Below are 24,682 nucleotides of genomic sequence, written 5' to 3' on the forward strand. Positions count from 1 at the left end.
TTATCGCATATCTGTTACAATTCTTTAAAATTGGCATTGCCTTTGAATAGATCATCTATATAAACTAAAATTCAAAGAAATGACAACTTCAAAATTTAAAATAGCTACCTTAAGTATTGCTTTATCCGTAACCGCTTTAACCTTTCAAGGTTGCGACAGTTTAACTAAAACTCAAAAAGGTGTAGGAATTGGTGCTGCAGCAGGCGGTGTAATTGGTGGTATTATTGGTAAAAAAGCAGGAAATACGGCAGTAGGTGCTATTATTGGTGCCGCGGTTGGTGGTACAGCAGGTGGGTTTATCGGAAAACGAATGGATAAACAAGCTGCAGAAATTCAAAATGCAATTCCTAATGCCGAAGTAATTAGAGAGGGCGAAGGTATTATTGTAAAATTTGATAGTGGTATTTTATTCGACTTTGACAAGTTCGCCTTAAAAGATGCCGCTAAGCAGAATATCCAATCGTTAGCAAGTTCATTAAATCAATACCCAGGAACAGATATTAAAGTAATTGGCCATACCGATAGTCGTGGTACAGAAGAATATAATATGGGCTTATCTGAGCGTAGAGCAGCAGCGGTTAAAGCTTATGCAGTTTCGCAAGGTGTACCAAGTTCACGATTAATCACCATAGGTAAAGGTTATGCAGAGCCTATTGGCGATAATGCTACTGATGCTGGTAGAGCCCTTAACAGAAGAGTTGAGATTGTTATCGTGGCTAACGATGAATTGAAAAAAGAAGCTGGTGCATCTGGCAAATAAGCTAAAGAATTTATATTTACCTATAAACGTAAAGCCCTGTTGTGATTATTTTGCAGCGGGGTTTTTGCGTTTGGAACGTTTCAATTTTAACCACCGAGTAAAGGAGTTTTACACAGAGAGTACCGAGATCAAAACTGAATTTCTCTGTTAAAATAAAAACCGTAAACACTTATAGTTTAACTATAAGCCCTTGGCGCTCTTGCCTCTTGGCGGTTAAAAAACAATAACTCTGTGTACGCTGTGTTAAACTAAGAATAAATATCCTCGAAATAATTTATCGCCAAACCTTTGAGCAACAATTCTTGCTCCATTAATGCATACGATGGAACGGGCTTTACCAACTTCCAATGTGGCCACCCATCTTGATCTAATCCTTCGAGCTCATAAAACCCCATTTCACTTAATAACCTACAGGTGGCAATGTGCATGAGTTCTTCTTTTTGACGCTTGCTATACTTACCCGGTCCTTTACCGAGCTCTTGAACGCCAATTAAAAATAAAATTACCTTTAAATCGGGTGTATCAGAATCAAATTCTTCTGCGATTTTAATTTGTAAAAGTTTCCACTTGGCATGTATTTCTGCTGGCTTCATAAGGCAAATGTACGCCAAGTTTTTTTAGCTTTGTTATATGGAAACTAAAATTAACACTGGCTTACTTGCTTTCGGAATGTCTGGAAAAGTATTTCATGCACCTTTTATCGAAGCCCACAAAGGCTTTATCTTGCGAGGTATTACCGAACGGAACACTAAAATTGCAGCAACCCATTATCCTTCCATTATCAGTTATAACAGCATCGACGAGTTAATCGCTGATGATGAAATCGATTTAGTGATTATCAACACGCCAAACTTTACCCATTTCGACTATGCAAAACAGGCATTAAATGCCGGAAAGCATATTCTGGTAGAAAAGCCATTTACTGCAACAACTGGACAAGCGAAAGAACTTTTTGCTTTGGCAAAAAGTGTAGGCAAAAAGGCATTAGTGTATCAGAACAGACGGTACGACAGTGGGTTCAATGCGGTTAAGAATGTAATTAATGGGGGCCAATTGGGTCGATTGGTTGAAGTTCATTTCCGGTACGACCGTTACAGAAATGAAATCAGTCCGAAATTTTTTAAAGAAGAACCCTACGAAGCAAGTGGTTTATTGTACGATTTAGGCCCACATCTACTAGACCAGGCCATTAGTTTATTTGGCAAGCCCGATAAATTTCATAAAACCTTAGCCAAACACCGTGTAAACACACAGGTGGATGATTATTTTACGATTCATTTAAGTTATCCGAACGATTTAAATGTTTTTTTAACCGCTAGTATGTTGGTAGCCGAAATTAAAGATGCCTTTGTAGTGAACGGAATGATGGGGTCGTTTAATAAGAACCATGCTGATGTACAAGAAATGCAATTGTTAAAAAACATGAAACCAACAGACGAAAGTTATGGAATCGAAAACCCAACAGATGCTGGTCATTTAACATTAGTTACCGAAGATGGAGGTAGAAAAACGAGCGTTATAGCCTCAGAGAAAGGAGATTATATGGGCATTTTCGATGCTGTTTATCAAAACATTGTAAATGATGTGCCTTATCCGATTACGGAAGAGGATATTTTGGTTCAGCTAGGTATCTTGGAGCATTAGTCTGAAGTCCAGAATCTCAAAACTATAAACTACCTAAAAGTGCAATTAAAAACTCCGTAGGTGCTTCGAGGTGAGGAATGTGTCCAACTCCCTCTAATTCTATTAATTTAGCTTTGGGGATTTTTGCAACGGTTTGCTTACCTAGTAATTTATATCGTCCGTGTAATGCTTGTTGGGTTGGAGTTAACAAACCTTTACCTACAATCGTTTTATCTTCTTTGCCGATGAAAAGTACGGTTGGCACTTTAAGATTAGAAAATTCGTACACAACGGGCTGCTCATATATCATCGTATAGGTTAGTGCAGCAACCTTTGCCCAACGTGGATAATCAGCACTTAATGTAACCCCAGCTGCAATGCGAACCAATTCATCATATTCTGGCTTCCATAGGGTGAAGTAAGAATTGTAATAATACGCTTTTATACTTTTTGCGGTTGCTTTTAACTCCTTTTGATACTGTTGTTCAGTAGTAATATAAGGCACAAACGTTTTATAATCTTCCAATCCGATCGGGTTTTCTAATAAAAGCTTTTCTATTCGTTCAGGATAGCGCAGTGCAAAACGGGTGGCTAACATCCCGCCCATAGAGTGACCCAGAATACTGGTTTTTTGGATTCCTAAAGAATCGAGCAATCGTTTATTCCATTCGGCCAACTGGAGAAAACTATAGGAAATAAGTGCTTTTGAAGACTTACCAAACCCGATCTGATCTGGAGCAATTACTCTGAAACCAACATTCGTTAACGTTTGAATAACTTCGGTCCAATAGTAACCTCCAAAATTTTTCCCATGAAATAACATTACTACTCTTCCATTTGCTTTACCCGTGGGGGCAACATCCATGTAGGCCATTTTAAGATCCTGATTTTCTACATGGATGTTAAAATAGTGAACTGGATAGGCATATTTTACACTTTCTAAGGTAATGGAAAGGGTATCTGGTTTTTGTGCTGTTGCGCTGAAAATCGACAACAACATTGAAACGGCAATTAAAAAGGTGAATTTCATTACTAGAATAACAAATGCTATTCCCTATTGTGTTTAAAATTTACACCTTGCATCTTCCATTTTCCATCTTCCATCTATTATCCCTACTTTTGCACACCAAATAGAAGTACATGACAGTTTACGAAATCGGCTCGGGGCAATTATCACTTTCGGTTATAAAAGACATCTCAAAAATTAAATTATCAGCGCTTGCTATCGAGCGGATTAAGAAATGTCGCAACTATTTAGACGATAAATTAAGTACTAATGAAGATCCAATTTATGGGATTAATACGGGTTTTGGGTACTTGCAAAACGTAAAGGTCGACAACGAAAATTTAACTCAACTACAACACAATCTTTTATTATCCCATGCGTGTGGAACTGGATTAGATGTGCCTTTACCGATTGTAAAACTCATGCTTTTATTAAAAATACAATCGTTAAGTTACGGTCATTCTGCAGTTGCTTTAACTACCGTACAACGTTTGGTCGATTTTTATAATCACGATATTTTACCTGTAATATATACGCAGGGCTCTTTAGGGGCTTCGGGCGATCTAGCACCGCTAGCACATTTAGCTTTGCCTTTAATTGGCGAGGGTGAAGTATGGCATAAAGGAAATAAAATAAGTACAACTGAACTGTATGCTGAGTTAAATTGGGAACCGCTTACCTTACAAAGCAAAGAAGGTTTAGCGCTAATTAATGGCACTCAATTTATGAGTGCATACGGTACATTTTGCCTATTAAGTGCACAACGGTTTTCGGCATGGGCCGATGCCATTGCTGCTATTTCTATCGATGCATTTAATTGTAGAATCGATCCCTTTTTAAATTTAAGTCATATTATTAGGCCACATGCCGGACAAATTGCTACTGCAGCAAACATTTCTAGTTGGTTGGAGGGCAGCGAATTAATTGTTAAAAAAGATAAGCAAACACAAGATCCGTATTCGTTCCGTTGCGTACCACAGGTGCATGGAGCAAGTAAAGACAGTATAAATTATAGTCAGTCGGTTTTCGAAACGGAGATGAATTCGGTAACCGATAATCCGAACGTATTTCCGGATGAAGACTTGATTATTTCAGCGGGGAATTTCCATGGACAACCTTTGGCCTTAACCTTAGATTTTTTAGCAATGGCCTTGTCCGAGTTGGGTTCTATCTCAGAGCGAAGAACTTTTCAGCTTATTTCTGGAACACGAGGCTTACCCCCTTTTCTGGTGAAAAATGCGGGGTTAAATTCGGGATTAATGATTAGCCAGTATACCGCAGCCTCCATTGCAAGTGAGAATAAACAATTGTGTACACCTGCTTCGGTAGATAGTATTGTAAGCAGCAACGGACAAGAAGATCATGTAAGCATGGGTGCAAATGCGGCTACAAAATGTTTACGTATTTGCGAAAATGTAGAACGGATTTTAGCTATAGAGCTGTTAACAGCCACACAAGCACTAGAATTAAGAGAAGAAAAATCATCGGTTAAAATTGGAAAATTGGTGAGTGAATATCGTAAAGTGGTTGCCTTTAATGATGCCGATCGGATATTGTCGAGAGATATTAAAGCGAGTGTTGAGTTTATGAACAGCTACATTTTAAACCTCGCAGGTTCCTAGCAAAGTGGCCAGTTAAACCTGCGAGGTTTAATGATGAGATTACCTTTTATACATCTGATTTAAATTAACCGCTGGCATTTGCACTTTGGTTTGGTCAGAAAAGCTACCTGAGCATTGATCAACTTTTATGTTTTCGAATTTAACATCAGCTTCATTAAGCGTTTTGATAAATAGTTTTTTGATAAAGTACTTTTTATCTTTTTTATTATCAGATCCATTAAGTTCGATCTCCGTTTTTCCTGCTGCCGTAATGGATAAGCTATCGTAAGAACTTTCATCGCTCTTAAAATTCGTTCCATTCAAGTTAACATTCAAAGATTTTACCTTAATTTCATTTACATCCAAGCTCTCCACTTCATCAGTGGTAATGTTTAATGCGTTGAGGGTTATATCCTTATTCAGTCCAGCACTTTTTATTTTTCTCAAATTTAACTGAACCGAATCTCCCGTCACATCGAAATAAAGTGAGTTCGCATTAGAAATATTCATTTGTTTGAGGTTCTTACCATAAACATGTATAGTGATGTACCTATTACCTCTTTCGTTGCGCTTCATGTTAAAAGCTATCTGTAATTGGCCCTTTTCATCCACTTTAAAGTTGATGGAATCCTTTAATTCTTTCGGAACTTTTACCCCGTAATTTTCATCTTTAACAAAGTTGATGTAAAGTCCATGTTGCTTAGCATCTTCAACATCTATCGATTCGAATGCCGTAGAAATGGCTTTACTTTCCATATTTTCTGTGGGGGTGTTAAAATTCTTTTCAGATTTTGAAACTACATCTACCTGATCGGTATAACTTCCCTTTTTATATTTTACTGCAGATACATAAATCATTCCCATTAATGGAATTAAGATTAATGCTGATGCGAACGCTATTAATAATTTATTACTTGTCTTCATGTCTTTACGATTTAAAATTTTCTTTAACAAAAGTGTTATAGCGGGCTTCCAGCTCATCAAACCCAATGTTTAGCAAATACACATTTCGGAAAACTACTGGAAGTTCATCGTCCATAAATTGAGTTTTCCGATAGCTTTTAACATTCTTTAGGGCTTCAGTGGCCACAAAAAAACCTACTCCCCTTTTGTTCGTAATAATGTCTATATTTTGCAGCAAATCGTAGGTACGCATCACTGTATTTGGGTTTACCTCGAGTGTAACGGCTAACTCCCTTACCGACGGCACTTTATCGTCTACCTTCCATTTTCCGAGCAAAATATGTTCACACACAAATTCTGCGATTTGAAGGTATATTGCCTTATTATCTCTAAATTCCATATCTATACCATTTAAAATTAAACTTCTTTTTCTTTAAGGCGCACATAGGTAATTGCCCAGAAAATTAGGGTAAGTACAACCAATAAAACCGTCATCCACAATTCTGCACTATCCTTTTCATTAAAAAAATGCCTTGAGTTTTCGTTAACTACCTGGATCCGACCTTCGAAGAGTAACTTTGCAGATTTCGCGATAATCGCAGTCCAAATTCCAGAGAAAATCATTACACAGATGGCCGTTTTAATGTAATGGAATTTTTCGAAGTAGATAGATCCTAATAAAAATATGCTAGTAACGAAAACTGGCGCCAAATAAAGAGGTTGAAATACATCTTCATTGTACTGCTCAAAGAAGTAGCGCATACTTTGATCATCGTTTTTATAAAGTGCCCGGATCTTAGCAACGAAAGCTAAATCAACCAAGTAAAATAGTAAGATATAACTTAAAACGCTTAATATAGCAGTAAAGAAAACTCCTCCTACAAATTTTTCGAAGGTTGAAGCGGGCAGCATTAAATCTATGATGGCTTTCGGTTTTTGTCCCAAATGTGCAAAATAAGTACTGGCGATAACGCTAACGAATATGAAACCAAAGATTAAAAACAAAGGAACCCTAAAATTCAAATTGCGCTCGTTAAATGAGGTTTCTTCTCTTAAAACCGACCATAGACTAAAGCCATAAAAGGTAAGAATTACGCCTAGCACCACTGCCAAACTAATCAGATAAATCTTCCCAAATTCTAACCACTGTCTTTTCAACAGAAGGCCAAAACGTTGAATACTAAATGTGTTGTTCATGTCTGTTTGTGTTTAGTTAAAAATTGGTTTTAATTTATTTTTTTCAGCAAGTATTGCATTAAATAACAATTCGATGTCTAACTTGCTATCTTCTTGGTGATAATTTGGCATCACTACATTATATCCAGCTAAAGATGGTTCGGAATAGATTACCGTTTCATCGAGCTCTTTTACTTTCTTAAAGCATAATTTATTAGTGATTTCTTCTACTGATGCCTTTAAAGCAACGCTACTTTCGTCGAGCATAATCACCGTGTCGATTAAATTATCTAAATCACGTACTTGGTGAGTAGAAATGATAATGCAACGATCGTCTGTCATGGCTGTGGCCATAATTTTTCGAAACTGTGCTTTCGACGGAATGTCTAAGCCATTGGTGGGTTCGTCCATAATAACCAGTTTCGATTGTGTAGCGAGGCCAAAGGCAATGATCACTTTCTTTTTTTGCCCGTAACTCATGTTGATGAGTTTCTGCGCAACGGGAATGTCGAACTCCGCCAGCAAAGCGGTAAAATAAGGGTGATCAAAGTTTGGATAAAAAGCGGCATTTGCTTTTACAAAGGCGTCGATTTTTACTGATGGCAAGTAAAACTCTTCTGGAATAAAACAAACCTGCTGCAACAATTCAGGCTGGCGCTTAGCGGGGTCGAAGCCCAATACGTCCATCGTTCCACTTTCGGCGTAGACCAAGCCAGCCAGGTTTTTTAATAAACTCGATTTGCCAGCGCCGTTCTTTCCGAGTAAGCCATAAATATGACCTGCGCTTAACTGCATGCTCATATTTTTGAATAACAGTTTGCCTTTGCTGTACCCAAAATTTAGGTTGTTGATTTTAATCATGCTCTACTGTATTAGTTAAATAATACACTAAAGTATGGCGATATTTTGGAACTACCAAATTTTTTTGAAAAAATATTTTTTTTCGGCTCATTGCCAAATGTGTTTCTAAACTTTTTCTTGATAAAAAGTTTAACAATCTTGAAGCGCAGCGGAAAGCATGAATACCAATGAAAATATAAGTACTAATGAATAAATCAAGGGTGTCCCAAAATCGTCATATCGAGCGAGCGCAGCGACGAGATAACTTTAGAATTTTATTATAGACCTCTCGTCGCTGCGCTCACTCGAGGTGACGACATTAACTAAAAAAGCCGCGAATGCTCCGATTAATAATCAGCGCATCTGCGGCCTTGACTTTCAAAAATCGTCCAATCGAACGAGTGTAACGAGGAGATATCTAAAGAGTTTTACTATCGGCCTCTCGTCGCTACTCTCGCTGTTTTGTAAATAAGCATCAAGCTATAATCGTCATTCGATGACGAAGATGTTCAGCCCAAAAACTCACCACTCGGAACTCACAACTATAACGGCACGCTAATTCCGAAACTCACATTGCGGCCTTGATTATAAATGCCTGCTGGTTTATATCTGCTTAAGTGATTATAATACAATTTATCACCAAGGTTTTGACCGGTAATCCACACACTAATTTTACCATTTTTTACTTTAAATGCGGTTCCAATACCCGCGTCTAACAACGCATAGCCATTCGTTTCTGTTTCGAAGCTATCGAAACGATTTTGCTTAAACACGTTACTTAAACCAATTTTAATAAAACTATCGTTCAAACCTTTAATTGTAGGCTCGAAACGCAGTTCGTTATTTAAGCTTGCGGCGGGAATAAAAGGCAAAGCCGAATCATTAGCAGTATTTGTTCCTTTTACATATGAGAATGTATTCTCGAAGTGGATAGCTTTTACGAAGTGAAAATCGACTGAAGCTTCGCCCCCAATTAATTCTGCATCCGTTTGCACAAAACGATATACAGGCAAAACGGTTGTTAATCCGCCCTCATCGGTAAACGGAGTAGTTTCATTATTAAAATTACCAGGGTAGATATAATTATAAATACGATTACTATAGGCATTTAATCCGAATGTTACTTTTTCGCCAGTATATTCTAAGCCTAGGTCGACCTGCAAACTTGTTTCCTGCTTTAAATTACTATTTCCAATTTCGTATCGAAATGTACCCTCGTGCCTTCCATTTGCTCCTAGCTCAGCAATATTTGGCGCTCTAAATCCTGAACCAACATTTGCCCTAAACACCAATTTTTTAGCCAATTCATATGCAAGTCCAACTGAACCCGAAACATTAGAAAAACTGTTTTCGAATGCCGAAAATACATTGTTACCATTTTCAATTAAATCTTTTCCGCTCACCTTTTTATAATCGTAACGTAATCCGAAATTAACTGCTCCTTTTGCAAAGTTTCGTTTTAAGTAGCCGAACACCCCAAAATTAGTACTTGCATAATCAGGAATTAAATACTCAACGCCAAGGTTGGCATTCTGTTGAGCCATTCCTTGCAAACCAATTGTCGGCTCCCAAACTCCATTATTGGCAAAAGAATATTTTGCATCGTAGGTAAACGAATTAAGGTCGAGGTGCAAGCCCGGTTCGTCTGCACTTTCTTCAAATTCCTTACGAATGTTCTTCTGAAAGGCAAAAGTGGTTTTTAATTGTCCGCCTCCCAATAAAATATTACTATTTAATGCCGCTCTATAATGATTAATATTTTGATAGGGAAGGCTCATTTTGCGATTTCGAGCCTCATTCTGGCTGATTACATTCCCGTCCGCATCAATAAAATTCCCATTCGCATCAGGTCCTTCTTCAACCAAACCCACATTAGTGTTAAATCTCGATAAACTAAGATGTGTATACCCCCAAGCTTTATTTAAGCCAAGCATTGCATTCGTATTGGTTTCATTAAATCCCGAATTCGGAACGGTTTTATCCGCATAGCCGAAGCCATGAGCATTTTTATAAGAAACCCGGCCACGATACACAAAGCCATTATTATTTCCCTGTAACATTATCGAAGAAGCCGATAAGCCATTGTTAGTAGCGTAATTTGTGGTAAAGTTTCCATTAAAATCTCCTTCCGCAGGAACAAAATCATCAATAATATTAATTACTCCGCCCAAAGCATCAGAGCCATATAATAAACTAGCCGGACCTTTTAAAATTTCTACCCGAGCGGCAGAAAACTGATCAACTTCCACCCCATGTTCGTCGCCCCATTGCTGAGCTTCTTCTCTGGCACCGTCTACAATCGTTAACACTCGATTATACCCTAACCCCCTGATCGAAGGTTTTGAAATTGCTCCTCCTGTAGTTACTTGCGAAATGCCTGGTACCTTTGCAATGGCATCTATTAAGTTTGTTCCGGCAGCTTGGGCCAACTTTTCACGGTTAACCGAAACCACGGCTAAACTGTTTGTCTTATTATTAGCGCTAAAAGGTGTTCCGGTAATTACCACTTCGGCGCTTTCGATAACAGAAGATTCTAGTGAAAAGGTTAAATTTTGAGAAGTGTTTAAATCTATCAATTGAGAAGCCGTTTTATAGCCTATATAACGCACCTCGACCAAGAATTTTCCTTTAGCAGGGACATTCTTGATTAAAAATTCGCCTTTTGCATCACTAATTGTAGTGGCTTTTAAATCTGATATATAAATGGTTGCGCCACTTAAAGGCTCACCGGTTTTAGCATCAATAATTTTTCCTTTGATTTCTGCTAGTTTTGCCGCAAGGGCCGTGTTAACGATACTAATCGTCAATATCATCACCAAAAAAAGGTGTAATTTCTTCATTATTATTTTCTTTATAGTAAAAACTGGATTAAATTGTTGGCCAGGATGCCAACATGTGTTTAACTATAAAAAAAAGGAGGCCCTCTTAGCGAGGTAGAAATTAAGGGTGTATAAGAACTCGAGGGAGCTAGAACTACTCTTTTAACCAGAGCGCTTTCTAAATAGCTAATTGCTAAAAGATCAGAAACGGTATAATTCTTTTCGAAATGTGCTTTACAGATGAAGCAATTTTCTTGCGCGGTTTTAAGGTGGAGCTTATGTGTGCAATGTTTCTCAACCGGCCCCTCCTGCACAATGGCATGATGATGAAAGGCACTCCACGGCGTAATAGCAAGGGAAAAAACCCATAGCATCATCACCGTTAGGATTTGGTTGATATGTAAACACCTAATTTTCAATTCGACAACAAACCTAAGCAAATAACATAAATTTCATACATTTGAAATTGTAACATTGCCTTGATATGACCACAATTACAGCAGAAAGTTTAAACTTATCAACCAAACAAACACCAAATGGAACTACGTTAACCTGTAAAGGATGGGTACAAGAAGCCGCTTTACGGATGTTGTTAAATAACCTTGATCCCGAAGTAGCCGAAAGACCAGAAGATTTAATTGTGTATGGGGGGCGTGGAAAAGCTGCTCGTAATAAGGAAGCATTAGTTTTAATCATCAAAGCGCTAAAAAATCTCGAAGATGACGAGACTTTACTCATCCAATCGGGGAAACCAGTTGGTGTACTGCCTACGCATAAAGATGCACCAAGAGTATTAATTTCCAATTCGCAATTAGTGCCAAAGTGGGCAACACAACAACATTTCGATGAGCTGGAAGATAAAGGATTGATGATGTACGGGCAGATGACTGCGGGTTCGTGGATTTATATCGGTTCGCAAGGCATTGTTCAGGGCACTTACGAAACCTATTCGGCCTTAGCCAAAAAACATTTTCAAAGCAATTTAAAAGGCACCTTAAATGTAACCGCCGGTTTGGGTGGCATGGGTGGTGCACAACCCTTGGCCATTACCATGAATCAAGGCGTTTGCTTGGCGGCAGATGTGGAAGAATGGCGGATAAAAAAACGTTTAGAAACCAGATATATCGACGAAATTGCTTACAACATCGACGAAGCGATTGATAGAGCCGTGCAATACAAAAATGAGAACAAAGCCGTTTCGATTGGCCTAGTGTGTAATGCAGTTGAACTTTTACAACGCTTGATAGACCGTAACATTACACCAGATACGTTAACCGACCAAACTTCGGCTCACGATCCGTTGATAGGGTATTTCCCAGAGGGATTAAGTGTAGCAGAAGCAAGTACATTACGAACAAACGATCCAGCAGCATACACCAAGCAATCGTATGCCACCATGGCCAAGCATGTAACTCAAATGCTAGAACTTCAAAAACGAGGTGCCATTACTTTCGATTATGGAAATAATTTACGGGGCAGAGCATTAGAAGCCGGAGTAAAGAATGCGTTCGATTTTCCAGGTTTTGTGCCGGCCTATATTCGTCCACTTTTCTGCGAAGGAAAAGGGCCTTTTCGTTGGGCTGCTTTAAGTGGAGATCCGCAGGATATTTATGAAACAGATAAATTGATATTGGAATTGTTTCCCGAAAATGAGAGCTTAAGGCAGTGGATTACCATGGCGCAAGAACGCATTGCATTTCAGGGCTTACCGGCACGTATTTGTTGGCTCGGACAAGGCGAACGTGAGAAAGCGGGTTTAGCATTTAACAAATTAGTGGCCAATGGTAAAGTAAAAGCCCCTATAGTAATTGGCCGCGATCATTTAGATACAGGTTCGGTAGCTTCACCAAATCGTGAAACCGAAGCCATGTTAGATGGTTCAGATGCGGTAGCCGATTGGCCGATTTTAAATGCACTCATTAACACGGCAGGTGGTGCAAGCTGGGTGTCGTTACATCATGGCGGGGGTGTTGGTATTGGCTATTCGATTCATGCGGGGATGGTTATTGTGGCAGATGGAACAGATGATGCAGCAATACGCATACAAAGAGTACTACATAACGACCCTGCAATGGGGGTTATCCGTCACGCCGATGCGGGATACGACATTGCAAAAGATACACTGAGGAAACATAGGTTAGGTTTATAGCGACTTACGAAGTCGGCATTAAAAATTATGATCAAACAATTTCTATATGTAGGATTAGGTGGTGCATTAGGAAGCATGCTTCGCTATGGAACATCATTGCTAACTGCAAAGTATTACGCAAATACATTTCCTTTAGCAACATTCATCACCAATGTTTTGGGCTGTTTTTTAATCGGAGTGTTGATCGGCTATTTTAGTAAAAATGGCAATCAGAATTTGCAATTTCTATTCATAACTGGTTTTTGCGGAGGTTATACCACATTTTCTACGTTTGCAGCAGAGAATATTTCTTTATGGCAGGGCCATAACTATCTAACTTTAATCGGATATACGATTGCCAGCGTATTGGTTGGGTTTTTGGCTGTAGCTTTAGGGTTAATGCTAATTAAAATATTTTAGTAGTTACTTTGCTTAGTCGTTCAATAATTGCCTTGCTCTTTCTTTTACACGCTCAAAAGGATGGGATAAACATTTATTCAAAAAATCAGTTGTAGCCTTATCTTTCCTTTTGTCAAAATAGCGCATTAAAGTGTATGCATGCATTTCAATTCTTGAAGTGTTAATAATTTCACAAATATCATTAAAGTACCTATCGCTTTTTATGGCTTTATTTTGATCAATAGCAATATAATAGTCTTTAGACAATTCTCCCATTTTAATTATCGATAGCCAACTTTTCAAATGAGTTTCATTCTCGGAGTTGAGTAGTGCATTCAAATTTCACCATACTAACAATCCAATTTATTGCAAAACCATGATAAATAAAGCCTTAAATTTGAAACTAGGTAATCGAATTTTACGTTTTTAAAGAAAAAGAACATGGCAACCCAAGAAAAAATCAAAACAGGCTATATCGACTATGTGTTAACACACGATGAAAAACCGAAGTCTGTTTATAGCTTTGTTAAAAAACTAAAACTCACCGAGGCCGATTTTTATGCCTATTACGCTTCTTTTGAGAGCATCGAAAAAATGATTTGGTTCGAGCTTACGGCAGAAACGATTGATGAAATTCAAAAGCAAGAATTGTGGGTTCAATATACCTCGCGCGAGAAAATGCTTTCTTTCTTTTACAGCTATGTAGAGCTGCTAAAATCGCAACGGAGCTTTGTAGTCTATAGCTTGAAAAGTCATGGTAAAAGGTTATCTACTCCCGAGGTACTCTCTGGTGTAAAACCCATTTTCGAAAATTTTGCAGAGCAGATTATAAACGAGGGCTTAGAAACTGGCGAATTAGCCGAGCGCAAATTCTTCAGCAAACGCTATAAAGATGCCTTATGGGTACAATATGCATTTATTTTAAACTTTTGGATTGGCGATGAGAGTGCTGGTTTCGAAAAAACAGATGAGGCGATTGAAAAAGGTATCCAAGTTACATTCGATTTATTTCAGCGTTCGCCAATTGATAATCTTTTCGAATATGGAAAGTTTTTGGCTCAAAATGGTAAGTTGAAAGAAAGAATGGGATTTTAAAACGAAAATGAAAGCACAAGAAAGCATGCCTACCACCAAGGTAGAGCGTTCTGCAAAATTTGTAAAAACAGGTTTTCAGATTGGCGGAAATTATATCAAACACTATTCTAAAAAAATCTTCAATCCCGAGCTTAGTCGCGATGAATTAAACGAAGATAATGCTTCCGATATTTATAATTCCCTAAGCGAATTAAAAGGTTCTGCTTTAAAAATTGCGCAAATGCTAAGCATGGATAAAAATATCCTACCAAGAGCTTATGTCGACAAATTTACGCAATCGCAGTACAATGCGCCACCACTATCTGGACCGCTTATTGTGCGTACATTCAGCAAAAGCTTTGGGAAAACACCCGAAAAAATATTCGATAAATTTAATATTAAGTCTACGCATGCAGCTTCGATCGGACAAGTGCATGAAGCCGAATTAAATGGAAAAAAATTGGCGGTTAAAATTCAGTATCCGGGTGTTGGGGATAGCATTTCGTCTGACTTAAAGCTGGTAAAGCCTTTTGCTTTCCGACTATTGGGGATGAGCGAGAAAGAACTTAACATTTATATTAAAGAAGTAGAAGAGCGCCTACTCGAAGAAACGGATTATGAATTAGAGGTTCGTCGTTCGATCGAGTTTTCTGAAGCTTGCAAAAACTTAAACGACATTGTTTTTCCTACTTACTATCCAAAGCTCTCTAGCAGTAAAATTATAACGATGGATTGGCTAGAAGGGATGCATTTGAAAGAGTTTTTGCAAACGAACCCTAGTCAAGCCTTAAAAAACAAAATTGGGCAGGCCCTTTGGGATTTTTACAATTTCCAGCAACATGAGTTGAGGGCAGTTCACGCTGATCCACACCCAGGCAATTTCTTAATTACTAAAGATGAAAAACTTGGCGTGATTGATTTTGGCTGTATTAAAGAAATGCCAGACGATTTTTATACCCCTTTTTTTTCGCTAACGTCTACCGGTTTGTTTGAGGATAAAACAGCCACACTAAAAGCTTTTCGAGAGTTGGAAATGATTTTACCTAATGATGATCCCGCTCAAATTGAGTTTTACTATAAATGGTACAAAGAGATGATCAGTTTATTTGCGAAGCCATATGTAACACCTACATTCGATTTCAGTGAAGAGGGCTTTTTTAATGATCTTTATCAATATGGCGAGAAAATAACGAAAATGCCCGAATTTAAACAAGCAAGGGGGGTAAAACACTTTATTTATATCAATCGCACTAATTTCGGATTGTATAACATTTTACACGAATTAGAAGCAACCGTGAGAACCGATACATTTAAGCCGCACGTTTAACAATAAAAACAACTAAGGCGAATAACCATTAAAACCTAATCATATACGATGAAAATCCTACTTACAGGTGCAAATGGATATATCGGAACAAGGCTGCTGCCTCTATTATTAGCCGACAATCATGAAGTAGTTTGCATGGTTAGAGACGAACGTCGTTTCGTTTTAGAAAGCGATTTTGGCAATAAAGTTCAAATCGTTATTGGAGATTTGTTAAAAGCCGAAACACTAAAGGAAATACCAAATGATATAGATGCCGCCTATTATTTTGTACATTCGATGGCGGCCAATGCCAAAGATTTTGCGGCGTTGGAGCTGGAGTCGGCGCAAAATTTTGTAAAAGCCATTCAACACACGCAGTGCAAACAGCTTATTTATTTAACGGGGATTGCGAATGACGAAGACCTTTCTAAGCACTTAAATTCTCGATTAGCAGTTGAAGAAGTACTGAAAACATCTGGCATAGCCTTTACAATTTTAAGAGCTGCGATAATTATTGGTTCAGGCTCTGCTTCATTCGAAATTATTAGAGATTTAGCAGAAAAACTCCCTGTTATGGTCGCTCCAAAATGGGTACGCACCAAATGCCAGCCTATTGCCATTCGCGATGTGCTGGGCTATTTAAGTGGTGTGTTAGTGAACGAGAAAGCATACAACGAAGTTTTCGATATTGGCGGTCCAGACATCTTGAGCTATAAGCAAATGTTGTTGGGCTATGCAAAATCGAGAGGTTTAAAGCGCTATATTTTAACTGTACCAGTTTTAACACCCAGATTATCGTCGTTATGGTTAAATTTGGTGACGGCCGTTCCTTATGCTTTAGCACGGAGTTTGGTAGATAGCATGAAAAATGAGGTCATTTGTGAGAATGAACATATTAAAAAAGTTGTTCCAAGAGATTGCCTAACCTATGAAAGCGCGCTAAACCTAGCTTTCGAAAAAATTGAGCAGAACTCTATTGTAAGCAGTTGGAAAGACGCCCTAAATCGCGGCTATTTAGAGACTTCTTTCATGGACCAGGTTAAAGTGCCACAAAACGGAACGGTAGAATATAAAGTTAAAATGCCTTTTGAGCGTAAAGCAGAAGAAGTTTTCGATAACATTTGGGAAATAGGTGGAAAAAGGGGGTGGTATTATTTAGATTGGCTTTGGAGTTTTAGGGGATTTTTAGATAAGTTATTTGGTGGAGTTGGTACCCGCCGAGGTAGAACAAGCAATACCAGTATACAAGCTGGTGATGTACTGGATTTTTGGAGGGTACTCCTTGCCGATAAAACTAATAAACGTTTATTGTTGTATGCAGAAATGAAAGTTCCAGGAGAAGCTTGGCTAGAATTTAAAATAATTCATTACCACGGAAAGTCTTACCTTTCACAAATTGCAACTTTTAGACCGAACGGTCTCTGGGGACGAATATACTGGTATGCCATGTATCCTTTTCATCTATTTATCTTCGATGGCATGGCAAAACGTATTACGCAATATCAGACTATGTAGATTATTTTAACAGTATTGCTATCTCCTTATCTGCAGCAGCTTCTGATGGCATTGGTGCGACCATATTTACCATTTTAAAATTCTTATCGATTAATAAGCTTCTTGGAATCTCTACTATATTATACGCTTGAAGTTTCGAACGATTAATGAGCCATTGTTGTCCGTCGGCTTTGCGCTGTGCAAGACTGGCTTTCCAAAGACCTTCATTATCATCGATAGATAATGACACGAATACCACATTTGGATTGGCTGCATATTTCTGTTTAAGCTTTTCGTAACTCGGCATTTCTTGCATACATGGGCCACACCAGGTTGCCCATAGATCTACATAAATTACTTTACCCTTTAAACTGCTGAGGTTTATTTTTTGGCCGTTTTGATCTTGTGCGATAAAATCTACTGCCGTATCGCCCTTACCAAATGCCATTAAATAGGTAAGCATTTGCTTGGTAGCCGCTTTGTAAGTTGGTACTTTTAAATTATCGATTTCTGTTTTAAAAGGAGCGAGCAATTGTTTATCGCTTTGCTTTTGCAGGTTTCGTACTAGGTTGCTCGCGGTATAAAATTCTTTTATTTTATCGATATCAGCTGTTTTTCCGCCATTGGCGATTAGTTCTTCTGCAATGTCACGGTAGACCACCAATTTCATAAAGCTCGCATCAGTAAAGTCTTTAGCATACTTGGTAATGTATTTAGCGCTTATCGCTTTGTATGATTCTGAAAATGTTTTTGCGGCCTCATCCTTTAACTTCAGTTTCATAATACTATACACATTTCCGCTAATTATGCTATTAATTAAATCGGCCTTAATGCGTGCTGTTTCCAACCTTCTAAACTCCGGAGTAATTTTTGTAACCATAGCTAATTCTTTTTCTCTTTTCAGCGCCATTTCTTCTACAGTGGCAATGGTTTCTTCGACGGTAGCTTTGATATTTTTACCAGCTTCTACAAACGACCCTCCTTTCGGAAAAGGTGTGTTTTTAAGATAGCTATTTGCTTCGGCACCTAAACCCCTAAATGTTGCTTTCCGAGGATCGCTGTAATCGATATATACTTCTAAATTATCATTAGGCGAAAGGTAAAGTGCATTCCGTCCTAATCGAAAATAATTTGGCGAGGTGATTTTAAATTTGATGTTAAAATTTCCTGCTGTATCAGGTATGATCATGCGGGTTGAGGAAGGTGGTAGCAAGTATTGAAATTCAGACATGTCTTCGATCTGAACTTGATTATTAAAGCCTTTTAATTTTCCTTTAAGTTGAACATACATTTCCTTTTGCGCGAAAGCGGATATGGAAATAGTCAAGAAAAAGATTACCGTTTTAATTAATTTCATCATTTAGTAATTAGCAGTACTAAAATAGGAATGATAATTTACAAACTACAATTTCCCAACTTAAATCGTGCTATCGAACACATAGCTAGTAAAACACCCATAGACCTCTCCTATCGTCGAGGTGACGATTTCGCTAAAACCTAAACATCGTTTCCTTACCCCCAACTTTGCCTCCAAAATTTTGGATATTGTAGGTTAATGTAATTAAGCCATGGCGACCCAAATTATTTGTCCTGATATCTCTCAGCGTATTTTCTGTAATGTACAAATACCTTCTAGTGTTTGTATTTAAAATATCATTTATTGAACATTTAAGTTGTAATCGATCATTTTTCATGAAAAGAAGTGTGGCAGCAGCATTCCAGATCTGGATATTGTTGTTCACCCCTCCTACCGCTTGTGTGTTGTATTGCAAGCGATAGCTTGTTTCCCAAACTATCTTTTTTGGCATACGAACAATCAGCTCACTCTCGCTACTATGGGTTTGGTAGTTGATGTCAGCGAAAAAAGGATCTGAATACGTGCTTTTATTAAAAGCAATGCTATACGACTCGCTAAACTCTATTTTATCGTTTAAATTAATTCTTCCACCAACCCTTGGTCCTATCGTAAAGTTATCTGTATGACTTTTAATGTTATTCACCATTACAATACCACGGTTAAAGTTTGACCAAAAGCCCGTATTCACCGTAAATTGTCTTTTCGTATTTTTAAAATCCTTAGACAAATTACCATTAGCATGAAACTGCCAAATACCATCTTCGTTTACAGGAGTAGAGGTTTGTACGCCGTCGCTGCCCACAATTCTCGACATAATGACACCATCATTCTGAATGCTTCCTCCCAAATAGGCATTGTAACTCAAGGTACGCTTCGTATCGTATTTGTATACATTTAAGTTAACTTGGTGCGTTTTTGATGGAAGCAAATTAGGATTTCCATTTTGGATAAATAATGGATTTGTGTTATTCGCTACAGGTTGTATATATCGGATATCTGGCTCTCTAAACGATGGAGTATAACTAAAACTTACGTCTTTAAATCTAATGTTCAATTGTGGGGCAAAAAATGTAAAATGTTGTTCAAAATTTGCACTATTTTGAAACTTGTTTTCCAAATCAATGGTATTAAAAACTACACCAGGTTGAATATTGAAATCCTTATTCACTTTCCACCGTAAACTTGCCCTATTATTTGTCTTGTATCCACTTTGAACTACGGTTTCACTTAATGTAGGTATCGCAATATCATAAGCTTGATTGCTCGGGTTCTTATAAAAAGTATTCAAAGCATTTTCATTATCAATATAATTACTGTTGGTAGCAATATTTAAACTCAGCACTTTGTTTAAAGGCTCATTATAATTCCCATTAAGGTTAATGTTAAAGTTATTTACGTTGTTATCTCTTAATTGATCTAAAGTGGTAGTAGATGCAGGATTGAAATAATTATTTTGCGCTGTATTAAAATTGTCTGTCAGGTTATTTCTCTGCGTTAAATTTAAGGTGAAATTTACAGAGCGACCTGCTTTTTTAAAATCCTTCCAAAGGCTTGTCGATAGGTTATATTGTGTATCGTTTCCTTTCAGCCTCGAAATATTAGTACCGTTATTTACGGGCGCAGCATTTGCATTTGTGCTACTTGTGAGCAAATCACCCCTATTATTTGAAATACCTACCGATAGGCTTGGCTCTATGGTTAGTGTAGTTAAACTATCGAGTTTACTTTCAATTCTAGCACCTAAATTGTGACTATAATTTCGGTTAGTTTGTAGCGATTTAGAATTGGTAAACAACTTATTGTTACCCAATGTTTGTTCTACATCTGTTAACTGATCCAAGAAATTATCACTATAACCCAGAAAGTATTTACCATTAATTTTAGTTCCTTTTTTGGTGAGGGTATTAAAGTTTGCACCACCTCCGGCCGATTGCTGTACACCCCCAGACATTGCACCACCGAACGAGATACCGTTAAGTGCAAATCCGCCTTCACTATTCACCATCATCGAATTCACGCCCGTTCTCGAAAATCCACCAATACGCATCACATCACTAATGTTAAATCCAGGTTTATTTACATTATTGCCATACCCAAGAATACTTACTTGAGTGGTATCCCTAAAGAAATTCATAATGCCCCCTAATTCAAAAAGCGATCTTGGTCCACCGCCAGCATACAATTTGCCAAATGCACCACTTTTAATTGCCTTTTTTAGCTTCAAGTTAATAATTTGAGGAACATTACCCGCTACAATATCCGGATCTCTACGCTTTGCTTCAGGATCGTCGCTAAGTTGCACCTTATCAATAATATTAGCGGGTAGATTTTTTGTAGCAATTTGCTGGTCGCCACCAAAAAATTCTTTCCCATCTACTAAAATTTTACTCACCGCTTTTCCATTTACCTGAATAGAACCATCAGCAGCTATCGCCACGCCTGGCAATTTCTTCAGTAAATCTTCAACCACCGCACTAGGCAAAGTTTTAAAAGATTCGGCATTAAACTCGATGGTATCGTTCCGTACAATAATCGGCGGGCGCTCGGCCATGATAACCACTTCGTTTAAGGCATTGCTCGCCAAAGAAAGTTCTAGTTTTCCAAGGTTTAATTCTGGTGTTGCTGAACTTAGCATTATTTCTTTTCGAAGTACTTTATATTGCCAAGCATTAATCACCAAACGATAGTTTACATCTAATTGTAGATTTGGTATTTTAAACACTCCTTTTTCATCTGATAATTTGTAGGTAGAGAGCACACTGTCGCCTACTTTAAATACCGAAATGGTAGCATAGTTTAGGGTTTTCTTTAGATCGGCACTGTCGAGCAATACACCGCTAATACTTCCTTTTTGGGCAAATGCAGTAGCGATAGCGAAGGTTAAAATGAGGGTAAGTTTTATTTTCTTCATAAATAAAGGGTATAACGATAGGGGTCGAATTAAAAAGCACCAATTTAATACTAATTAATTAGTATTGCTACTAATCAATTAGTATTTTAATTAAACAACTGATAATCAGTTACTAAAAATATAATGAGCATTTAACCACATTAACATTCTACTAATTTCTACCAACAAGACGCAGCATTATTAGAAATGTGACAAACTTTAAAGAAAATGTGACGAAATGCGTGTAGCTACAATAGAATTTTGTTGCTCACTTCTTTATCGATGGTAATAAAGCCTGGGTATTTAACCAGTTCATTTCCGACACGGATAGATGGCTTAATTTTGATGGTTACCAAACCCACTTCAGGAGTTCCTGTTGAAGAACCAGCTAAGAATTTTGTAATTTCTTCGAGCGTTTTTCCATTGCTCAAAAATTGATAAATATTAACGTTTAATTGCACCGGAACTTGTGTTTTCTGTCCAGGTTCAATTTGTATTAGTTGATCTACAACCCCATTTGCAATTTCTTGCTTGTTAATTAAAATGATGTAATCGAAATTATTAATGGCAGCCAAATTAGTCGAAGGATTGGTGATTTCAACGGTCAAGGATGCTTTTAAGGGTATATCTTGACGTAAAAATCCTAAAGCTAGTGCAGGTAAACTCGCTAGATTAATGCGCTGCTGGTCGACTAACTTTTTTATATCTGTTCCGGCAACAGTTACCTTACTCGCATCTATAAATTTATACTCACATTGTTCGAGTGCCTTAATTTGTTGGGCTTGCTTATTTATTCCACAGCTTGTAACAATTATAGCAGATAGAATAAGGAGTAGTATGTTCTTCATGCGTTGATAACGATTTTTTCGCTAATTTAGTACATCTAAACCATGTTATGAATATCCGATTTTATTTATTCTTAATCGCTAGCTGCTTTCCGTTTTTACTGAAGGCGCAAATGCGGCAAATGAACAGCGGAGAAATTGCCGCAGGCATCGAAAAATTAGGCATTAAGGGTAGTGTACTGTATATCGCTGCGCATCCCGATGATGAAAATACACGTTTATTGGCCTACTTGGCTAAAGAGGTCAAAGTTCGAACAGGCTACCTATCACTAACAAGAGGCGATGGTGGGCAGAATTTAATTGGAAATGAACAAGCCGAATTATTAGGTTTAATACGTACACAAGAATTGCTTGCAGCGCGCAGCGTGGATGGCGCAGAACAATTTTTTACCCGTGCAAACGATTTTGGGTTTTCTAAAACATCGGAAGAAAGCTTTAAGATTTGGGGAAAAGAACAAATTCTATCCGATGTGGTTTGGGTGATTCGGAATTTTAAACCCGACGTAATTATCACTCGGTTTCCAGAAGATTCGAGAGCGGGCCATGGGCATCATGCGGGCTCGGCTATCCTTGCAAGAGAAGCTTTTTCGGCCGCTGCCGACCCAAAACGTTTTCCTGAGCAGCTTAAATACGTTAGTGTTTGGCAAGCAAAACGCTTAGTTTGGAATACGTTTAATTTTGGGAGTACAAATACCACCGCAGCCGACCAACTAAAAATTGATGTGGGCCTATTCAACCCAATATTAGGCAAAAGCTATGGCGAGATTGCTGCAATTAGCAGAACGAACCATAAAAGTCAAGGTTTCGGCTCTACGCTACAACGTGGCGAAGCCTTTGAATATTTTAGTCATGTAGCTGGCGACCCGGCAAAAACATCACTCTTTGACGGCATAGACCTTAAAAATACTGATGGCATTCTACCCTCCAATGCTGGTCTGCAAGAACTATTGAATCTTAAAGCCCGCCTAAAAGGAAAAATTTTTAATCACCAGCTCTTAGACGAACTTATTTTAGGATCGGCAGGAATTTGGATAGAAGCCAATACAACAGAAAATACGTATGCATTAGGCGACTCGATTCCCATAAAAATCCAAGCCATTGCTCGAGTAAAAACAAATTATCCTATTTCTTTAACCATCGACGGCAAAAAGACACTTGTGCTTGAGCATAATAAATTGATGAGCAACGATTATAAAATCGCCTCGGCGGATGAAAATAGTACGCAACCCTATTGGTTAAGAAAAGATCATCCTATTGGGCAGTTTTCTATCGAGAAACAAACGTTGGTTGGTTATCCCGAAAATCCAAATCCATTAAGTGTAAAAGTGCGAGTAACCATAAACGGGCAAGTAATTGAACTCAATAGTCCGATAGTTTACAAAGCTACCGACCCTATTAAGGGCGAAAAATACCAACCCTTAGTTTTAGCCCCTCGCGTAACGGCTACTTTAAGTGAGAAAGCCTATATTTTTAATGGGAATACGCCGAAAACAGTTACGGTGCAGCTAAGAAGCTTCAGTAGCCAAAGCAGTGGCTTTGTTACGCCAAAATTGCCGAAAGGTTGGAAAAGTAATCCTGAAAAAATCGACTTCAATCTCGCACGAAAAGGCGACGAACAAACTATTAATTTTACCATCACCCCAGGAAATGAAACAAGCAGTGGCAGGCTTGTTTTGCAAGTAAATACAAATGGCTCACTTAGTGATAAGGGTTTAAAAACAATCAGCTATGATCATATTCCTAACATTACGATCTTCCCTCAAGCAGCGGCAAGCGTAGAAAAAATTGATCTAAGAATTGTTGGTAAACGAATTGCGTATATTGATGGTGCCGGCGATTTAGTAGCCGATGCCTTAAAACAAACAGGCTATGAGGTTACCCATTTAACACCTGCTCAAATTCTAACAAACGATCTTTCGGTATACGATGCCGTTGTTACCGGGGTTCGCTTATACAACATTAGCGAAGAAGTAAAAAGTATTCAGCCAACGTTATTAAGCTATGTAAAAAATGGAGGAACAGTACTTGTTCAATACAATGTAAACACGAATCTTAAAACGCAAAACATTGGCCCCTATCCCTTTAAACTAGCCAATAAAAGGGTTACTGAAGAAGATGCCAAAGTGAATATTTTAGTCCCTCAGCATGCTGCTTTAAATTATCCGAATAAAATAACCGACAAAGATTTCGAAGGTTGGGTGCAAGAACGTGGTCTCTATTTTGCAACAGAAATAGACCCTAATTACACCACATTATTAGGCATGAACGATAGAGGCGAGGCCCCGTCAGATGGATCATTGCTTATTGCCGATTACGGTAAAGGAAAGTTTGTATACACTTCGTTAGTTTTCTTTAGAGAACTACCTGCAGGAGTACCAGGAGCTTATCGGCTATTTGCAAATTTATTAGCCCCAAAACAACCTTAAAATGAAAGAAGGGTTCAATAAATTCTACGTTTTAT

General features: G+C 38.0%; 21 protein-coding genes. 9 read left to right on the forward strand and 12 right to left on the reverse strand.

The genetic code is table 11. The annotated features are described in order from the left end of the window. The first annotated feature begins 79 nt into the window (after positions 1 to 79). The gene (locus WG904_RS03930; RefSeq protein ID WP_339577981.1) at positions 80 to 760 is read left to right on the forward strand and encodes a YiaD family glycine zipper/OmpA-like lipoprotein; all 681 of its coding nucleotides are present in this window, start codon (positions 80 to 82) and stop codon (positions 758 to 760) included. A 248-nt stretch (positions 761 to 1,008) separates the two neighbouring features. On the opposite strand, the gene WG904_RS03935 is transcribed toward WG904_RS03930, so the two are convergent. Next, positions 1,009 to 1,353 carry a hypothetical protein gene (locus WG904_RS03935; RefSeq protein ID WP_339577982.1) on the reverse strand — a complete coding sequence of 115 codons (345 nt, stop codon included), beginning with the start codon at positions 1,351 to 1,353 and terminating at the stop codon, positions 1,009 to 1,011. 37 nt (positions 1,354 to 1,390) lie between these two features. Between WG904_RS03935 and WG904_RS03940 the strand changes: the two genes are divergently transcribed. After that, positions 1,391 to 2,404 carry a Gfo/Idh/MocA family oxidoreductase gene (locus WG904_RS03940; RefSeq protein ID WP_339577983.1) on the forward strand — a complete coding sequence of 338 codons (1,014 nt, stop codon included), beginning with the start codon at positions 1,391 to 1,393 and terminating at the stop codon, positions 2,402 to 2,404. Positions 2,405 to 2,426: 22 nt separating this feature from the next. Here the strand turns inward: WG904_RS03940 and WG904_RS03945 are convergent, their stop codons facing one another. Next, the gene (locus WG904_RS03945) at positions 2,427 to 3,413 is read right to left on the reverse strand and encodes an alpha/beta fold hydrolase (protein WP_339577984.1); all 987 of its coding nucleotides are present in this window, start codon (positions 3,411 to 3,413) and stop codon (positions 2,427 to 2,429) included. Positions 3,414 to 3,523: 110 nt separating this feature from the next. Here WG904_RS03945 and hutH point away from each other — a divergent pair, with 110 nt between their 5' ends. After that, positions 3,524 to 5,011, forward strand: a complete 1,488-nt coding sequence (hutH, locus tag WG904_RS03950; RefSeq protein WP_339577985.1) for a histidine ammonia-lyase — start codon at positions 3,524 to 3,526, stop codon at positions 5,009 to 5,011. Positions 5,012 to 5,050: 39 nt separating this feature from the next. On the opposite strand, the gene WG904_RS03955 is transcribed toward hutH, so the two are convergent. The 6 genes from WG904_RS03955 to WG904_RS03980 all read right to left on the reverse strand — a co-directional run bounded on the left by WG904_RS03955 (position 5,051) and on the right by WG904_RS03980 (position 11,105). Continuing rightward, on the reverse strand, positions 5,051 to 5,914 hold the full coding sequence (locus WG904_RS03955) for a GIN domain-containing protein (RefSeq protein WP_339577986.1): 864 nt from the start codon (positions 5,912 to 5,914) through the stop codon (positions 5,051 to 5,053). A gap of 4 nt (positions 5,915 to 5,918) precedes the next feature. Continuing rightward, complete coding sequence (locus tag WG904_RS03960) at positions 5,919 to 6,293, reverse strand: GntR family transcriptional regulator (RefSeq protein ID WP_339577987.1); 375 nt, start codon at positions 6,291 to 6,293, stop codon at positions 5,919 to 5,921. 17 nt (positions 6,294 to 6,310) lie between these two features. After that, on the reverse strand, positions 6,311 to 7,090 hold the full coding sequence (locus WG904_RS03965; RefSeq protein WP_339577988.1) for a hypothetical protein: 780 nt from the start codon (positions 7,088 to 7,090) through the stop codon (positions 6,311 to 6,313). A gap of 12 nt (positions 7,091 to 7,102) precedes the next feature. Next, positions 7,103 to 7,930 carry an ABC transporter ATP-binding protein gene (locus WG904_RS03970; RefSeq protein WP_339577989.1) on the reverse strand — a complete coding sequence of 276 codons (828 nt, stop codon included), beginning with the start codon at positions 7,928 to 7,930 and terminating at the stop codon, positions 7,103 to 7,105. A 521-nt stretch (positions 7,931 to 8,451) separates the two neighbouring features. After that, the gene (locus tag WG904_RS03975) at positions 8,452 to 10,749 is read right to left on the reverse strand and encodes a TonB-dependent receptor (protein ID WP_339577990.1); all 2,298 of its coding nucleotides are present in this window, start codon (positions 10,747 to 10,749) and stop codon (positions 8,452 to 8,454) included. A gap of 59 nt (positions 10,750 to 10,808) precedes the next feature. Beyond that, positions 10,809 to 11,105 carry a hypothetical protein gene (locus WG904_RS03980; protein WP_339577991.1) on the reverse strand — a complete coding sequence of 99 codons (297 nt, stop codon included), beginning with the start codon at positions 11,103 to 11,105 and terminating at the stop codon, positions 10,809 to 10,811. Positions 11,106 to 11,212: 107 nt separating this feature from the next. Between WG904_RS03980 and hutU the strand changes: the two genes are divergently transcribed. Both hutU and crcB read left to right on the forward strand, forming a co-directional pair. Continuing rightward, positions 11,213 to 12,877 (forward strand): urocanate hydratase, encoded by a 1,665-nt coding sequence (gene hutU, locus WG904_RS03985; protein WP_339577992.1) that lies wholly within the window; start codon positions 11,213 to 11,215, stop codon positions 12,875 to 12,877. 27 nt (positions 12,878 to 12,904) lie between these two features. Continuing rightward, a complete protein-coding gene (crcB, locus tag WG904_RS03990; protein ID WP_339577993.1) occupies positions 12,905 to 13,276 on the forward strand; it encodes a fluoride efflux transporter CrcB in 372 nt (123 codons plus the stop codon). 12 nt (positions 13,277 to 13,288) lie between these two features. Here crcB and WG904_RS03995 read toward each other — a convergent pair whose 3' ends face one another. Beyond that, positions 13,289 to 13,594, reverse strand: a complete 306-nt coding sequence (locus WG904_RS03995; RefSeq protein ID WP_339577994.1) for a hypothetical protein — start codon at positions 13,592 to 13,594, stop codon at positions 13,289 to 13,291. 102 nt (positions 13,595 to 13,696) lie between these two features. On the opposite strand from WG904_RS03995, the gene WG904_RS04000 reads away from it, so the two are divergent. The 3 genes from WG904_RS04000 to WG904_RS04010 are packed head-to-tail and all read left to right on the forward strand — an operon-like array spanning position 13,697 to position 17,150. Beyond that, entirely contained in the window at positions 13,697 to 14,350 is a 654-nt protein-coding gene (locus tag WG904_RS04000; protein WP_339577995.1) for a TetR family transcriptional regulator C-terminal domain-containing protein, read from the forward strand. A gap of 7 nt (positions 14,351 to 14,357) precedes the next feature. Next, positions 14,358 to 15,656: an ABC1 kinase family protein gene (locus WG904_RS04005; RefSeq protein WP_339577996.1), complete on the forward strand. Its 1,299-nt coding sequence runs from the start codon at positions 14,358 to 14,360 to the stop codon at positions 15,654 to 15,656. 48 nt (positions 15,657 to 15,704) lie between these two features. Then, positions 15,705 to 17,150: an SDR family oxidoreductase gene (locus WG904_RS04010; RefSeq protein WP_339577997.1), complete on the forward strand. Its 1,446-nt coding sequence runs from the start codon at positions 15,705 to 15,707 to the stop codon at positions 17,148 to 17,150. A 1-nt stretch (position 17,151) separates the two neighbouring features. Here WG904_RS04010 and WG904_RS04015 read toward each other — a convergent pair whose 3' ends face one another. The 3 genes from WG904_RS04015 to WG904_RS04025 form a co-directional block, all read right to left on the reverse strand. Further along, positions 17,152 to 18,486 (reverse strand): TlpA family protein disulfide reductase, encoded by a 1,335-nt coding sequence (locus tag WG904_RS04015; protein ID WP_339577998.1) that lies wholly within the window; start codon positions 18,484 to 18,486, stop codon positions 17,152 to 17,154. A 133-nt stretch (positions 18,487 to 18,619) separates the two neighbouring features. After that, complete coding sequence (locus tag WG904_RS04020) at positions 18,620 to 21,397, reverse strand: outer membrane beta-barrel protein (RefSeq protein ID WP_339577999.1); 2,778 nt, start codon at positions 21,395 to 21,397, stop codon at positions 18,620 to 18,622. A 227-nt stretch (positions 21,398 to 21,624) separates the two neighbouring features. Then, positions 21,625 to 22,224 (reverse strand): hypothetical protein, encoded by a 600-nt coding sequence (locus WG904_RS04025; RefSeq protein WP_339578000.1) that lies wholly within the window; start codon positions 22,222 to 22,224, stop codon positions 21,625 to 21,627. 47 nt (positions 22,225 to 22,271) lie between these two features. On the opposite strand from WG904_RS04025, the gene WG904_RS04030 reads away from it, so the two are divergent. Then, entirely contained in the window at positions 22,272 to 24,647 is a 2,376-nt protein-coding gene (locus WG904_RS04030) for a PIG-L family deacetylase (RefSeq protein ID WP_339578001.1), read from the forward strand. The last annotated feature ends 35 nt before the right edge of the window (positions 24,648 to 24,682 follow it).

The sequence above is a fragment of the Pedobacter anseongensis genome (assembly GCF_037482965.1).
In the GTDB taxonomy this organism is placed as follows: domain Bacteria; phylum Bacteroidota; class Bacteroidia; order Sphingobacteriales; family Sphingobacteriaceae; genus Pedobacter; species Pedobacter anseongensis.

Excerpts from the sequence above, each read along its gene's own strand:
- WG904_RS03930 (WP_339577981.1), top strand. The coding sequence starts at position 80 with ATGACAACTTCAAAATTTAAAATAGCTACCTTAAGTATTGCTTTATCC.
- WG904_RS03935 (WP_339577982.1), bottom strand. The coding sequence starts at position 1,353 with ATGAAGCCAGCAGAAATACATGCCAAGTGGAAACTTTTACAAATTAAA.
- WG904_RS03940 (WP_339577983.1), top strand. The coding sequence starts at position 1,391 with ATGGAAACTAAAATTAACACTGGCTTACTTGCTTTCGGAATGTCTGGA.
- WG904_RS03945 (WP_339577984.1), bottom strand. The coding sequence starts at position 3,413 with ATGAAATTCACCTTTTTAATTGCCGTTTCAATGTTGTTGTCGATTTTC.
- hutH (WP_339577985.1), top strand. The coding sequence starts at position 3,524 with ATGACAGTTTACGAAATCGGCTCGGGGCAATTATCACTTTCGGTTATA.
- WG904_RS03955 (WP_339577986.1), bottom strand. The coding sequence starts at position 5,914 with ATGAAGACAAGTAATAAATTATTAATAGCGTTCGCATCAGCATTAATC.
- WG904_RS03960 (WP_339577987.1), bottom strand. The coding sequence starts at position 6,293 with ATGGAATTTAGAGATAATAAGGCAATATACCTTCAAATCGCAGAATTT.
- WG904_RS03965 (WP_339577988.1), bottom strand. The coding sequence starts at position 7,090 with ATGAACAACACATTTAGTATTCAACGTTTTGGCCTTCTGTTGAAAAGA.
- WG904_RS03970 (WP_339577989.1), bottom strand. The coding sequence starts at position 7,930 with ATGATTAAAATCAACAACCTAAATTTTGGGTACAGCAAAGGCAAACTG.
- WG904_RS03975 (WP_339577990.1), bottom strand. The coding sequence starts at position 10,749 with ATGAAGAAATTACACCTTTTTTTGGTGATGATATTGACGATTAGTATC.
- WG904_RS03980 (WP_339577991.1), bottom strand. The coding sequence starts at position 11,105 with ATGATGCTATGGGTTTTTTCCCTTGCTATTACGCCGTGGAGTGCCTTT.
- hutU (WP_339577992.1), top strand. The coding sequence starts at position 11,213 with ATGACCACAATTACAGCAGAAAGTTTAAACTTATCAACCAAACAAACA.
- crcB (WP_339577993.1), top strand. The coding sequence starts at position 12,905 with ATGATCAAACAATTTCTATATGTAGGATTAGGTGGTGCATTAGGAAGC.
- WG904_RS04000 (WP_339577995.1), top strand. The coding sequence starts at position 13,697 with ATGGCAACCCAAGAAAAAATCAAAACAGGCTATATCGACTATGTGTTA.
- WG904_RS04005 (WP_339577996.1), top strand. The coding sequence starts at position 14,358 with ATGAAAGCACAAGAAAGCATGCCTACCACCAAGGTAGAGCGTTCTGCA.
- WG904_RS04010 (WP_339577997.1), top strand. The coding sequence starts at position 15,705 with ATGAAAATCCTACTTACAGGTGCAAATGGATATATCGGAACAAGGCTG.
- WG904_RS04015 (WP_339577998.1), bottom strand. The coding sequence starts at position 18,486 with ATGAAATTAATTAAAACGGTAATCTTTTTCTTGACTATTTCCATATCC.
- WG904_RS04020 (WP_339577999.1), bottom strand. The coding sequence starts at position 21,397 with ATGAAGAAAATAAAACTTACCCTCATTTTAACCTTCGCTATCGCTACT.
- WG904_RS04025 (WP_339578000.1), bottom strand. The coding sequence starts at position 22,224 with ATGAAGAACATACTACTCCTTATTCTATCTGCTATAATTGTTACAAGC.
- WG904_RS04030 (WP_339578001.1), top strand. The coding sequence starts at position 22,272 with ATGAATATCCGATTTTATTTATTCTTAATCGCTAGCTGCTTTCCGTTT.